Here is a 13,771-nt window from a genome sequence, read left to right as displayed (position 1 = left end):
GTGCGGTGGGTTCGAACCCTGGTGTATGTCAGCAGAGACCGACCTCGAGGAACTGCGACGCGGAACGGACCTCGTCAAGCGAGGGTTCGCACAGATGCAGAAAGGCGGCGTCATCATGGACGTCGTCGACCCAGAACAGGCCCGGATCGCCGAGGAGGCCGGCGCGGTCGCCGTCATGGCCCTGGAAGCGGTGCCGGCCGACATCCGAAAACGCGGGGGAGTTGCCCGGATGGCCGATCCCGCGGACGTCGAAGAGATCGTCGACTCCGTCTCGATCCCGGTGATGGGCAAGTCCCGAATCGGTCACACGAAAGAAGCCCAGATCCTCGAGGCCGTCGGCGTCGACATGATCGACGAGTCCGAAGTCCTCACGCCCGCGGACGACGCCTACCACATCGACAAGCGCGACTTTACCGCGCCCTTCGTCTGTGGCGCGCGGAATCTGGGTGAAGCCCTCCGGCGAATCGACGAGGGCGCGGCGATGATCCGAACCAAAGGCGAGGCCGGCACCGGCGACGTCAACCAGGCCGTCCACCACCAGCGCACGATCAAAGGCGAGATTCGCCGACTCGAGGGAATGAGCTTCGAGGAGCGCGAGGCCTACGCCCGCGAGATCGAAGCGCCCGCCGAGTTGGTCCACGAGACCGCCGAGATGGGCCGCCTGCCGGTCGTCAACTTTGCCGCCGGCGGCATCGCGACGCCCGCGGACGCGGCGCTCATGATGCACCACGAGTGTGACGGCATCTTCGTCGGAAGCGGTATCTTCGGCGCGGAGAACCCGCCCGTGATGGGCGAGGCGATCGTCGAAGCCGTCAACAACTGGGACGACCCCGAGGCACTCGCCGAGATCTCGAAGAACCTCGGCAAGGGGATGAAAGGCGACGCCAACGTCGATCTGGCCGAAGAGGAGAAGATGCAGGGACGGGGCGTCTAACGGCGAGCGACGTCGGTTCTACGTTCCAAACTCGCGATCACGGCGCGACCGACGGCGGTTGCGACGGAAATGAGCTACAGTACAGTTGACGCGTGTAACAGGACGTTGAACACAACTGATTCTTAGGGGGTTTCCTCTCGACTCGTGGTTGTCCTCACACACGTCAAATCGCCGTTCGTTTCAAGTATCCCTGCGTCGTGTGTCTCCTATGTCCGCCATCCGGATCGACGACCTCACCAAACGGTACGGCGAGGTCGTCGCCAACGACGGCATCTCCTTCGACGTCGATTCCGGCGAGATATTTGGCTACCTCGGCCCGAACGGGGCTGGCAAGACGACGACTATCAGGCTGTTACTCGGGCTGATCAAGCCGACGTCGGGGACCGCGACCATCCTCGGGACGGACATCCGCGACCGACGAGCGCTCACCGAACGGAAAGCCGACGTCGGATACTTGCCCGATTCGATCGGCGTCGAGGAACGACTCACCGGCCGACAGGTTCTCGATTACTTCGCACGGATGCGGGGCGACGAACGACGGGACGAATTACTGGAGCTATTTTACCCACCCCTCGAGAAACCGGTCGAGACGTACTCTCACGGGAACAGACGGATGCTCGGCATCGTGCAGGCGTTCATGCACGATCCGGAGATCGCGATCTTAGACGAGCCGACGTCCGGGCTCGATCCGCTCAAACAGGATCGACTCCATCAGTTCCTCGAGCGGGAACGTGACGCCGGCAAGACGATCTTCTTCTCCTCACACGTGCTGAGCGAAGTGCAGCGAGTCTGTGATCGTGTCGGCATCATTCGCGAGGGCGAACTGGTCGCCCTCGAGGATATCGACGCGCTCCTCGAGCGAAGCGGGAAGCGGGTGTGGGTTCACCTGGCGGAGCCGGTCGACGAAGCGCGCTTCGCGACGGACGAGATGATCGATCTCGAGATCGTCGACAGCGCGGTGCAGTTTACCTACACTGGCGAGTACAACGCGCTCATCGACCACCTCGGCGAGTTCGACATCGCGAACGTCGAGATCACCGATCCGCAACTCGACGAGATCTTCAAACACTACTACGGTGAGGGTACGCCGACGGAGAGAACGGACGGCGAACCGGCGAGGGGAGGATGACGGCGATTCTGCGTCTCGAGTCCAGAAAGCTGGTCCGCAGTTCACTCGTACTGACCGGGCTGCTGAGCCTGCTGCTGGGGTTCGTCCTCGCCGTCTTCCCGGGGTTTGCGGACGAGGCCGAACTCATCGAGGAGGCGTTTCCGCCAGTCTTGCTCGGCTTGTTGGGGATCGAAGAGATCCACACGATCGAGGGGTTCGTCGGCGGATACGTATTCTCTATGATCTGGCTGCTGTTTGCCGGAATTTACTTCGCGTACGCCAGCGCCGGGATGATCGTCGAGGACGTTCGTACCCGCCGGATGGATCTCTTGCTCTCGAATCCGGTCTCGCGGGAGTCGGTCCTCCTCCAGAAAGTCGCCGCACTGTGGGTTCCACTGGTCGCGTTGCACGTCGGCCTGTTTGCGGTCCTGTTCGTCGGCATCGTGGTCATCGGTGAGACGCTCGACCCCGTCACTCTCGCGGTGGCACACCTGTTTATCGTCCCCTATCTGCTGGTCTGTGCCGGGATCGGCATCGTCCTCTCGGTCGTCCTCGGACGCGTCGAGAGCGCACAGGCGACCGCACTGGGACTCGTGTTCGTCTGCTGGCTGGTCGACGGTCTCTCCGAGATGAACTCGGAGTTCGAGTGGGTCGGTGCGATCACGCCGAGTCGGTACGTCGATCCGGGCGCGATCCTCGTCCACGAGGAGTACGCGTTCGCGGACGCAGGAATTCTTCTGATCGCGTTTCTCGTCTTGCTCGGCGTCGCGACCGCTCTCTTCGTCCGGAGGGATATCTGATGAGGACAACAGATAGAACCGCAACCGCCGCCGCGTTCGACGTCCCCACCAGTCGGCGCGAGCACATCCACGAGCGCCGACGGAACGCCGACGCGAGCATCCGGTCGACGATCGACCGTCTCTCGGAGGTGTCGACGTGACGGCGATCCTCCGGATCGAGTCGCGAAAGCGAGTCCGCGGGTCGGTCGTTCTCGTCGGCGTCTTCGTCCTCCTCTCTGCGCTTTACTTTGCGATGTTTCCGAGTCTCTCGGCGGAGATGGAAGCCCTCGAGGAGGCGTTCCCGGCCTTCTTCTTCGATCTGTTCGGGATCGAGGCGCTGCACACGATCGAGGGGTTCATCGCGGCCGAAATCTACTCGTTTTTCTGGGTGATCCTCGTCGGCATCTACTTCGCGTACGCCGGTGCGGGACTGATCGCAGCCGACGTCGCCGACCGGACGATGGACCTCACCCTCTCGAATCCGGTCTCGCGGGAGTCCGTCCTCCTCCAGAAGGTCGCTGCGCTGTGGGTCCCGCTGGTCGCGTTGAACGTCGGAGTGGCGACCGTCGTCTACGTCGGCGCGCTCGTCATCGGCGAGTCGTTCGATCCCGTCGCACTCGCGATGGTCCATCTCCTCTCGATTCCGTACCTGCTGGTCTGTGCCGGGATCGGCCTCGTCCTCTCGGTCGTCGCCGACCGGCCGAGGACCGCCCGAGCGGCGGCGATAACGCTCGTGTTCGTCTGCTGGCTGGTCGACGCCGTCTCCGGGCTCGATCCCGACGTCGAGTGGATCGGCGCGGTGACGCCGAGTCGGTACGTCGACGAGACGGCGATTCTCGTCCGCGAGGAGTACGCGTTCGCGGACGCAGGAATGCTCCTGGTCGCCTTTCTCGTCTTGCTCGGCGTCGCCCTGGCTCTCTTTACGCGCCGGGACATCTGACAACGAGCGGTGAGTTCACTCGAGGTGCGTGACGGTCTCTGTGGCACGAACGAATACCGGCCCCTGTCCTATATCGAGCGCGACCGCGTAGTATCGACCATGACCCCGAGTCGACGACGGACGCTCGAGCTGATCGGTGCAGCGGCAACGGTCACAGTCGGTATCGCGGGCAGTCCCACGGTCACCGCACAGGAGACCGACGACCTCCCGGCGTACACCCGGTGGCTCACGATCGAAGACGACGGCCTCGAGTTCGTCGCGATCGACTGGGCGGCCCTCGAAGAAGAGACACAGCGAGAACTCGAGGAAGCGGAGCCAAGCGAGGAGGTTCCGGACGAGTTCCGGGACGATCCGATGGTCGAACCCGTCTCGACCGGACTGCTCGCGGCGTATTTCGCCGTTGGGCTCGGTCTCTCGCAGTACCGACTCGGCAGGCTCGTCGACGACGATGCCTTCGAGACGGCCGTCGAGGAACTGCTGGTGGTAAACGACGCCGTGATCGTGGCCGGGGACGTCGACACCGCAGAGATCGACGACCGGCTCACCGCGGAGCCGGCGGCGGAGTTTCTCAGACAGATGGAGCGAACGGCCGAGATCGGCGAGTACGACGTCTACACGCCGGTAGAGGAGGACGCCGACGCGGTGATCGCCGTCAGCGACGACGCGATCGTCTTCGTCGACGGCACGGAACTCGAGGACGACGCGGAGCCGATGACGCGACTCGAAACTATCACCGCAGCCTCGGTGGGCGACGCGGATCGGGCGACCGAGATCTCGGACGTGGTCGCGTGGCTCGTCGAAACTGCGGGCGAAGGCGACGTCACCGTCGGACAGTACGGCGACCGGCTCACTGCCGACGAGAACGGGGGAATCACCGACGTCACGTTCGAGGGGTTCGAGGACGCGGACGGCGTCGTCTGCTCGTTTACCGTCGACGGCGCGGAGACGGCGACCGGTGAGTTCGCAGCGATCGTCGACGATCCCGACGACGGCGACCTCGAGCAGCGACTGGGCGCGTCGGCGGACGAGCGGTCGGTCGACGTCGACGGAAACCGCGTTACTGCGACGGGAACGTGGCGGGGCGTAAACGGGACGACGGTTGGTCGCGTCCATCGACGCCTCACCCGGACCGACACCGAGGCGTCGGCCCCGTTCGACCCGTGACGCCTCGACCGTCCCGTCCGTGACGGGAGTCGAGACGCTCGCGTCCGGCCCGGCGCGAGCCTCGAGTTTGCAGCTGTAACGATGGCGGCGCAAAACGCCCGGAGAGACGGAATTACCGCCGTTACGATCCGGCGACGACGACCATCAGAAAGGCGAGATACATCACGAGCGCTCCCGAAATCGCCGACAACACGCTCGACGGTGCGACCGTCGTGCCGACTCCCACGATCGCGAGCGCGACGACGACGGCAGCGAACTGGACCGGCCGCCGCTCCCAGTACTTTCGAACGGTCTCGGGATCGCGAGCGGCGACGAGCTCGAAACCAACCGTCGCGGCTGCTCCGAGCAAGAACGCAGGCAGAGACGGGGTGGCCCCGACGAGGACGAACGCGACGAGTGCAGCGGTCAACACCACCACGGCCAACGCGCCGTCGGTTCGGGCGCCCATCGTCGCTCAGTCGGTGTAGAGCCGAGCGCCGGGCCCGACCGTGGTCTGGTAGGCCCGGCTCTCGATACCGGCCGCGTCGAAGGCGTCGAGCATCGCTGCGGCGATCGCTCGACGATCGGCGTGGTGACAGACCGCGAGCACGCCGGGCCCAGCGCCGCTTACGGTGACGCCGGTCGCACCCGCCTCGAGGGCGGCGTCGCGAACCTGTGCGTAACCGTCGATGAGTGCGGTTCGTTCGGGAGTGACGATCTCGTCGGCCATTCCCTTCCCGACGAGTTCGGGATCGTTCCGTGCCATCCCGACCGCGAGCGTGGCGGCGTTGCCGACGGTGTCGACGACGTTGCCCATCCGGGCGTGCTCGGGGACGACCCCGCGTGCGTCCCGCGTCGAGACCGTGATTTCGGGGAGACAGGCCACGAGAGGGATCGACGTGTCGACCTGGGTGACACCGCCGTCGGTCACGACGGTAAAGCCACCGAGCAACGACGGCGCGACGTTGTCGGCGTGGGCTTCGCCGGAGACGAGCGCCTCGCCCTCGGCGGCGATCGGTACGAGTTCCTCGCGTGTGAGGCCGCGATCGTAGAGTTCGTTCAACGCGACGGCGGCGGCGGCGGCGCTGGCGGCCGACGAGCCGAGCCCGGAGGAGGGGCGAACGCCCTTGTCGATTCGAATGCGTGCCGGCGCGTCGAGCGCCTCGGCGACTGCACCCACTGTATTCTTCTTCGGGTCTTCGGGAATGTACTGGCTGCCGGCCCCGGTGATCGAGATCGTCGTTTCCGGCGCGCGCTCGACTCGAACCACGTCGGCGGGCGCTCCGAGCGCGACGCCGAAGACGTCGAAGCCGCTCCCGAGGTTCGCACTCGTCGCTGGAGCCCGCACGGTAAGCATGCAGATTTCTTGCCACAGTGCAGGCAAAAAGGTAGCGAACGACGACGGGAGCACGGGCCGTCTCCATCGTTCGACAGATCCGTCGGCTCCGCGTTCGGCGCTACTCTTCTGTCGTCCCGCCGAACGTGAACACGTCGTCGGTGTTCTCGACCATCGAGGCGTCCTCGTCGGTTTCGGACTCGTCGTCCTCTCGCTCGGCGTCGTCCCGTTCGGCTTCGGCCGACTCCTCGAGATCGTCACCGCCCTCACCGGTCTCCGACGGATCGACCTGGTCCATCTCGTCGCCGTCAGTGAACGGGTTCCACTCCTCCGGTTCGGTGGTCAACGAGTCCGCGGAGTCGTCGCCGCCGGATTCGTCGTCCGGCAGGGATCCCTCGGTCGTCTCGGATTCGACCCCGGTGTCCGCGAGTGGGTCGATGCTCTCCGGCGAGTCGTCCAACACATCACGGCTTTCGTCCCACTCCGTCGAATCGTCGTCTCCGCCGTGCGCTTCGGTTTCATCGGCAACGGCGTCGTCTTCTTCGACCTCGAGATTCGAGGCAGGCTCCGAGACGGGGTCGTCGACGGTCGACGAGTCGCCGCTCCAGTCGGAATCAACGAGATCGCCTTCCTGCAGCGGATCCTCGACCGACGGCCCGTCGCTCGAGGTAAGGGGCTCCTCGTCCGCGAACCCGTCGTCGTCCGCTTCCACGAGCGGGTCGGATGTGACGGGATCGTCGCTACCGGCCGCAAGCGGGTCGCTCACGTCGGTGGTCGCCTCCGAGTCACTCGAGTCAGTCGTCTCAGCGTTTCCGTCGACCGATTCCGCCGTTTCGGCCGGTTCGCCGTCCGCGAAGCCATCCCCGAGCGGATCCTCCTCGACCGTGAGATCGACGGTGTCGTCCGCGATCGGTTCGTTCATCTCGAGGGGGGCGGCGTCCGTTTCGCGTTCGCCGGAGGGGGATTCGGCCTCGTCAGAAGCTGGTTCGGCCTCGTCAGGTGGCGACTCGTTCGCCAGCGGATCGGGCCGGTCGCCGTCGGCGGCATCGTCGGCCGCAAACGTAATGCCGTCCGCCAGATCGGTCGGTGCCTCGTCGTCACTCGCTGTGTCCGTCTCCTCGCCGGTCGCCGGCGCGGCCGCGAGCGGATCGCCGTCGCCCTCCGTCGGAGACGGCTCACCGTCCGCAGGCTCGTCGTCCGCGTGATCCGTTCCTGGAGCCACGTCGTCGAGTGCCTGCTCGGTCTCCCCTTCGGCGCCCTCGCTTGCGACTACCTGGTCGCCCTCGTCTGTAATTTCGTCCGTATCAGCGTCCTCGAGCGCGGACTCCGCGTCGAACGCGAGATCCTCGAGCGTCGCCTCGGGGTCGACCGCGAGGTCGTCCTCGTCGACGTCGGTGGCGAACCGATCGAGGGCAGCCGACAGTTCGGAGGACTGCTCGGCCAGTCGCGAGGCCGACTTCGTCACCTCCGTCAGCGCGCTGGTCTGCTCTTGGGCCGCAGCGGCGGCAGTTTCCGAACGCGTGCTCGTCTGCTGGGAGATCGTCGCCACCTCGCCGACCATGGCCACGACCTCCTGGGTCGACGCGGCCTGTTCTTCGGTCGCGGCGGAGATCTCCTGGACCCCGCTGTTCGTCTCCTGGGCCAGGTCGGCGATCTCCTCGAGCGCTTCGACGGCCGCCTGGACCTGCTCGCTCGCGTCCTCGATGTGCGAACTGGTTCCCTCGACTTCGGCCGCCGAGACCTCCGTCCGCTCGCGGATCGCCTCGAGTCGCGCCTCGGCTTCGTTCGCCGCGGCGGCGACGTCCTCGGAGAGCTCTTTGACCTCCTGGGCGACGACGGAGAACCCTTCCTCGTCGTCGCCACTCGCAGAGCGTGAGGCCTCGATATTGGCGTTCAGCGCCAGCATGTTGGTCTGGCGTGCGATGTCGGAAATGGTCGCGATCAGTTCGTCGATCTGCTGGACTTCCTCCTCGAGGCGCTGGATCTCGGCGACGGCACCCTCGGACTCGCCTTCGATCTCGTTCATCGCTTCGATCGCCGCTCGTGCAGCCGTCCGGCCGCTCTGGCCGGTTTCGACCGTCTGCTCTGCGATGTCGGCGACCTCGTTCGAGGAGGCGGCGATCTCTTCGGTCGTCGTCGAGAGCAGGTCCATCTCGCCGTCGACGGCCTGCAGCGACTCGTTTTGCTGGTCTGCGCCCTCCGAGATCTCCTGGACCGACTCGGTGACCTGTTCGGACGCCGAGCGAACCTCCTCGCTCGAGGCGGTCACCTGCTCGGAGGCGAGCGCGACGGACGAGGCGAACCGGTTCAGCTCCGCGACGGTGCGCTCGATCTCCTCTAACATCCCGTTGAAGTCGGTGGCGATGGCGTCCATCGCCTCGTTCTCGCCGTCGGCGTCGATCCGGGCGGTCAGATCACCCTCGGCGGCCGCGGCCATCACCTCGCTGTACTCGTCGGCGTTTCGCTCGAGGCGGTCGTTGATCTCTTCGACTCGTTCTCGCTCGCGTTCGGCGTCCTGGCGGGCAGTTTCGGCTTCCTGAATCTGATCGCTCAACGTGTCGCGCATCGAGGCGAGACCGTCGGCGAGCGTTCCGACACTGTCGATCCGTTTGGTCTCGAACTCGACCTGCAGGTTGCCCTGTTCCATCTCGTGTACCTTCCGGGTGAGTCGGTCGATCGACGACGTGGTGTTTCGTCCGAGGACGACGCCGACCAGTCCGACGAAGACGACGAGACCGCCAGCGGCGGCCGCGAGTCCCTGCTCGTCGACTAGCGAGAGGTAGCCAAAGGCCGCGCTTCGCGGTTCGTGTGTGAGGACGACCCAGTCGGTGCCCTCGACCGGTGCGCCGCTTACGACGTAGTCTTCCGTTCCGAACCCGTAGGCGTCCAGAACACTCGCGCTCCCGCCGGCAACCTGTCTCGTGGCCGCGCCGTCTGTGCGGATCCAGTCGGCGGCGCTGCCGTCGTACTCGGCACCGAGAGTCTCACCCCCGGCGTAGCCCGCGCTGTCGAGGACGATCTCGTCGTTCCCGTCGACGACGACGGTCACGGCGGACCCGCTTCCGGCGAGTTGCGTGCCGACGGACTCGACGTCGACGGTGTAAACGATCGCACGATCGTCGTGTTCTGGCGACCGAAGAACGTAGCTGACGACCACGTTCTCTGCCTCGAGGTCGTCGCCGACGTACGGGCTCGAGACCCACGCCTCGTCGGTGGTGGCCTGGCTCGTCGCGTCGCCGTCGATCCCGTCGAGATCAGCGAGCGACCGATCCACGAGCGCGCCGTCGGTGCTCGCGACGACGGTCGCGTTCGTCGTATCGACGTAGCTGATCGCGACCGCTTGCTCTCCGAGGCGCTGGTCCCACTCTATGAACTGTCGTTCGACCGCGTCGGGGTCGTCACTCGCGACGGCGTCCGACGTGGCGAGCATCGCCGCCGTTCGTTCGTTCCGTTCGTGCCACTGCTGTAGTCCCTGTGCGTCCTGTTCGGTGAGAGAGAGCTGGTCCGCCTCGACGCGGTCTTCTACCTCGTCGGTGACGACGACGGTCGCGGCGAACCCGATGAGCCCGACCATCAGCCCGAGACACAGGAGCACGATCGTGAACTTGACCGTGTATCTGCGTCGAATGGCCGCCGGCACCAGCCGTCGAAGGAAACTCATTGATATCGAACGGGTGATGGCGTCACCACATAAATGGTAATCCACGGTTATCGAAGCTGATAACCAGCTGGCCGAAAAGACAACTATTTGATTGTTGTCGGTGGGATCCGCTTCTCTCCGCAGTGTCGTTCCACCTCGAATGTAGATATGTTTGTCGACCGATCGAGCGGGACGCCCGGTAACGGGTGGTGTCGTCGCCGATCACTCGTTCAACCCGGTTGCACTATCGGGGCTCGCCTCAAGGAAGCGTCCCAGTCCGGCCGCCAGGGCGGCCGAAAGGACTGCGCCCGCGGCGGCGAAGCCAGCGATCAGGACGAAGAAGGCGGCGGTCGAGAACCCCTCGAGGACGAAGCCGGCGACGGCGATACTGGCCGCGCCGAGGCCGAACTCGCCGAGGTATGTGTAGCCGTAGGAGAGTCCGCGCGTATCCGGCGGGGTGTAGACGGCGACGGCGTTCTGGTAGAACGGTTGAATCGCGAAGAGAAAGAAGCCGAAGACGGCACAGAGGGCGACGATCGCACCGAGACCCATGCCGGTGACGGGGACGAACGCCACCGCGAGGACGGTGAGAACGACGAAGAGACCGGCCAGCCCACGATCGGGCGAGACGCGGTCGGTCAACTTCCCGCCGACGTACTGTCCCGCCATCCCGACGACGAGCAGCCCGACGTAGATGTAGTCGGCCGGGGAGATCCCCTCGAGGACCTCGGGCACGGCGAGGGCGTCCATCGCCGGCAACCCGTGGAGGATCTCCGGCAGGTAGGTGAGCATTCCCCGATAGTACAGCCCTTCGAACGTGACGATGACGAAGACGATCGCGAACGCGCTCGCGAACAGCGCCCGTGAGTTCTCCAGCAGGTCGGATAGCGACAGCGCCTCTGCTGGACCGGCATCGACGTCGTCTTCGACCGCTGCGGTCGGATCGAACTGGGCCGTCAGCCCGTACGCCACTGCGAGCAGTCCGGGAACGGCGAGCAGCGCCGCGACGAGTTGCCACTCGAGGACGATCAACAGCGTCGCCGCGACGAACGGGCCGAGCGCGATGCCGACGTTACCGGCGATGCCGTGCCAGGCGAAGACCGTCCCACGATCGTCGACTCCCGTGCTGATGAGCGAGAGTCCGGCCGGATGGTAGACGCTCGCGGCGATCCCCCACAGAAGCAGGCCGGCGGCGATCGCGTAGATCGACGTCGCGACCGACAGGACGAAAAACGAGAGGCTCATCCCGGCGAGACAGAGGACGATCAGCCGCTTGGTCCCGTAGCGGTCCGCGAGGATGCCCCCGGGGAGTGCACCCAGACCGAACGGTGCGTAACCGAGCGCGACGACGAGTCCCAGCAACGCGATGGTGACGTCGAACTCGGCGAGCCAGACGACCAGAAAGATCGGTATCGACGTCTCGAACCAGTGAACGAGGGCGTGACCCGCCATCGTAAATCCGGCGATCGACCGATCGTTTTCGTCCATTCGTTACGTGTTCCCGGCACGCAGCGCACTTAGCCGCTTGGAAGTCTCTCTCGAGATATGAAGCGTTAGACACGAACGGAGTCGATTCGAACGAGGCCCGACCCGTCTGGTTCGCTCGTCTGGGGGACTCGATTCGTCGTCCCGACGAACTACTCGCCGGTCGGATCGTCGTCGACTCCGACCGCCTGCGAGACGTCGACCTCGTCGGCGTCGATGTCGTCTCGATCGCCGACGACTAACTCGCCCTCCTCGGTTTCGACGTAGACGTCGTCCGCGAACCCGCCCTCCGCGTGGGGGTGGTCCGGATCCTCGAGTCGCTCGGGCGTGGACGGTGCCTCCGGTAGCCCCTCGGGTGGCGCAAACTGGCCCAGTGGATCGTCGATCGTGACGTCCCAGCGCTCGAAGAAGTCGCCGTAGCGGTCGTAATGGGACTCGAGTTCGTCCGTCGGAAACTCCATCATCTCGGTCCAGCCGTGGTTGTAGAAGTCGAAGTTCGCCTGGATGTGTGTGATCTCGCGGGCTTGGGCCTCCGAGTAACCATCCTGGAGCGCCCGGAGATAGCTATCGACCGTCGCCTCGAAGAGGGCGTCGAGGTGGGCCTCGCGTTCATCGGCGTGGGCCGGATCGGCCTTGCCGAGGAATACTCGCGTGTGCAGGCGGACGAGACCCGACGTCGCGACCGAGCGGACGACCGGCGTCTCGAGAGCCTTGCGTGAGGCGAAGTGGCGCGCGTTCTGGTGGAGTTTCATGACCCGGCGTAGGGCGGCTAGCGTAAAGAGCGGTTCGGACGCCGGTGTGACCAGCCACGATACGCAGTCGACTTCTCTCGGAGAAGAGAGCCGAGAACGGTGACAATTACAACGATAACAACGGCTGCGATATGACGCATCGAACTATATGATTGCGTGAACGTATTCGGTTCGAGCGGACAATCGTTCGACCAGTTCACCAGGGGCGGTAAAATAGACGAGATAGCAACCCACTTTAACCCGCATTACGAACGGTCCGAATATGACCCAGTACGTCATCATCGGTGACGGGATCTCGGGCAGTTCGGCTGCCGAGACCCTCCGGGAGGAAGACCCGGATTCGGAGATTACCGTCATCACCGATGAGGGGGAGCCACTGTACAACCGGATTCTCATCAAAGAACACGCGAAAGGGAAGCTCCCCGAAGCGCCGATCTCGATTCACGACGAGGAGTGGTACGACGAGCGCGACATCGATCTCTCGCTCAACACGCACGTAACGTCGGTCGACACTGACGAGAAGATCGTTCGCATCCACCAGGGTGAGGACATCTCCTACGACAAACTGCTGGTCGCGACGGGCGGGACGCCGACCCAGCTTCCGGTCGAGAACAGTGACGCCGACGGCGTCCACCACTTCTGGACGTTCCAGGACGCACGGCGGATCCGCGAGAGCGCCGAAGCCGGCGAGGAAGCCGTCGTCGTCGGTGCCGGTCTCCTCGGGATCGACTTCGCGGCGGTCTGTGGCGCACAGGGCGTCTCCGGCAAGTATCTCATGCGCGGCGATCGCTGGTGGCGCTACGCGCTCTCGGCCGATGGCGCGGAGATCATGCACGAGGGAATGCGCGACGTCGGCGTCGAACCGGTGTTCGACAGCGGCGTCGGCCAGTTCGAAACCGACGACGACGGTCACGTGACCGCCGCGATCGATCCGAACGGCGACCGGCACGAGTGCGACTGGGCCGGCGTCGCGATCGGATTGACGTTCAACACCGAGTTCCTCCGCGGCGCGGGCCTCGAGGAGGACAACGGGATCGTCGTCGACGAGTACATGCAGACGAACGTCGAGGACGTCTACGCGGCCGGCGACATCACGCGATTCTACGACGTCTTGCTCGACCAGCAGGCACAGAACGGCTCGTGGGGGTCGGCAAAAGAGCAGGGTCGCGTCGCGGCGGTCAACATGGCTGCCGACGACGAGGACGAAGTCTTCGAGTGGGTCTCCTCGTACTCGATTACCCACTTCGACTTCCCGTTTCTCTCCTTCGGTCACCCGACGCTCGGCGACGAACACGCCGAACGCCGCTACAGCGACACCGAGTGGCGACGCGTCGCGTTCAAAGACGGCAAGATCGTCGGCGGCGTCCTGATCGGCGACCTCTCCCCACAGAGCAAGTTCAAACAGCTGATGCGCGAACAGCGCGTCGTCGCCGACCAGGCCGACGTTCTCATGGAAAAGTCCGTCGACCTCGACGATCTCGCACCCGCCCAGAGCCAGGAACAGTAACGCGGCGAGCGAACTGAATCGTCGAACCCGTTTGCGAACGAGTTTCCGCCCGTGTGGGCGTTCCCGCCGGATGAACTGCCGGGAGCGTAGCGATCGTGTGATTTTCACAGGTTCTGAACGACCAGTCTCAACGCTGACTCGAGGAAA

At 65.1% G+C, this 13,771-nt stretch carries 12 protein-coding genes; 7 read left to right on the top strand and 5 right to left on the bottom strand.

Annotated elements, in window-relative coordinates:
- Positions 1–25: 25 nt before the first annotated feature.
- The 6 genes from pdxS to GRS80_RS13665 all read left to right on the top strand — a co-directional run bounded on the left by pdxS (position 26) and on the right by GRS80_RS13665 (position 4,925).
- Positions 26–934, top strand: a complete 909-nt coding sequence (gene pdxS, locus GRS80_RS13690) for a pyridoxal 5'-phosphate synthase lyase subunit PdxS (RefSeq protein ID WP_160048045.1) — start codon at positions 26–28, stop codon at positions 932–934.
- A 208-nt stretch (positions 935–1,142) separates the two neighbouring features.
- Positions 1,143–2,063 carry an ABC transporter ATP-binding protein gene (locus GRS80_RS13685; RefSeq protein WP_160048044.1) on the top strand — a complete coding sequence of 307 codons (921 nt, stop codon included), beginning with the start codon at positions 1,143–1,145 and terminating at the stop codon, positions 2,061–2,063.
- Entirely contained in the window at positions 2,060–2,842 is a 783-nt protein-coding gene (locus GRS80_RS13680; protein WP_160048043.1) for an ABC transporter permease, read from the top strand. Before GRS80_RS13685 ends, GRS80_RS13680 begins: the two co-directional genes overlap by 4 nt.
- Positions 2,842–2,982, top strand: coding sequence for a hypothetical protein (locus GRS80_RS13675; RefSeq protein ID WP_160048042.1), 141 nt, complete (start codon positions 2,842–2,844; stop codon positions 2,980–2,982). Before GRS80_RS13680 ends, GRS80_RS13675 begins: the two co-directional genes overlap by 1 nt.
- Complete coding sequence (locus tag GRS80_RS13670; RefSeq protein ID WP_343161582.1) at positions 2,979–3,761, top strand: ABC transporter permease subunit; 783 nt, start codon at positions 2,979–2,981, stop codon at positions 3,759–3,761. Before GRS80_RS13675 ends, GRS80_RS13670 begins: the two co-directional genes overlap by 4 nt.
- Positions 3,762–3,860: 99 nt before the next feature.
- A complete protein-coding gene (locus tag GRS80_RS13665; RefSeq protein ID WP_235019746.1) occupies positions 3,861–4,925 on the top strand; it encodes a hypothetical protein in 1,065 nt (354 codons plus the stop codon).
- A gap of 121 nt (positions 4,926–5,046) precedes the next feature.
- Here the strand turns inward: GRS80_RS13665 and GRS80_RS13660 are convergent, their stop codons facing one another.
- From GRS80_RS13660 to GRS80_RS13640, 5 genes are all read right to left on the bottom strand, one after another.
- The gene (locus GRS80_RS13660; RefSeq protein ID WP_160048041.1) at positions 5,047–5,373 is read right to left on the bottom strand and encodes a hypothetical protein; all 327 of its coding nucleotides are present in this window, start codon (positions 5,371–5,373) and stop codon (positions 5,047–5,049) included.
- A 6-nt stretch (positions 5,374–5,379) separates the two neighbouring features.
- The gene (locus tag GRS80_RS13655; RefSeq protein WP_160048040.1) at positions 5,380–6,261 is read right to left on the bottom strand and encodes a homoserine kinase; all 882 of its coding nucleotides are present in this window, start codon (positions 6,259–6,261) and stop codon (positions 5,380–5,382) included.
- A gap of 100 nt (positions 6,262–6,361) precedes the next feature.
- The gene (locus GRS80_RS13650) at positions 6,362–9,901 is read right to left on the bottom strand and encodes a methyl-accepting chemotaxis protein (protein ID WP_200840394.1); all 3,540 of its coding nucleotides are present in this window, start codon (positions 9,899–9,901) and stop codon (positions 6,362–6,364) included.
- 201 nt (positions 9,902–10,102) lie between these two features.
- Positions 10,103–11,368, bottom strand: a complete 1,266-nt coding sequence (locus tag GRS80_RS13645; RefSeq protein WP_160048039.1) for an MFS transporter — start codon at positions 11,366–11,368, stop codon at positions 10,103–10,105.
- Between the two features lie 149 nt (positions 11,369–11,517).
- Positions 11,518–12,117 (bottom strand): DUF6149 family protein, encoded by a 600-nt coding sequence (locus GRS80_RS13640; RefSeq protein ID WP_160048038.1) that lies wholly within the window; start codon positions 12,115–12,117, stop codon positions 11,518–11,520.
- A 262-nt stretch (positions 12,118–12,379) separates the two neighbouring features.
- Between GRS80_RS13640 and GRS80_RS13635 the strand changes: the two genes are divergently transcribed.
- Complete coding sequence (locus GRS80_RS13635; protein ID WP_160048037.1) at positions 12,380–13,624, top strand: FAD-dependent oxidoreductase; 1,245 nt, start codon at positions 12,380–12,382, stop codon at positions 13,622–13,624.
- Positions 13,625–13,771: the final 147 nt, after the last annotated feature.

The organism is Natrialba sp. INN-245 (assembly GCF_009807105.1).
Taxonomy (GTDB): domain Archaea; phylum Halobacteriota; class Halobacteria; order Halobacteriales; family Natrialbaceae; genus Natrarchaeobius; species Natrarchaeobius swarupiae.
Note: the sequence above shows the minus strand (reverse complement) of the source record. Positions and strands in the feature narration are given on the sequence as shown.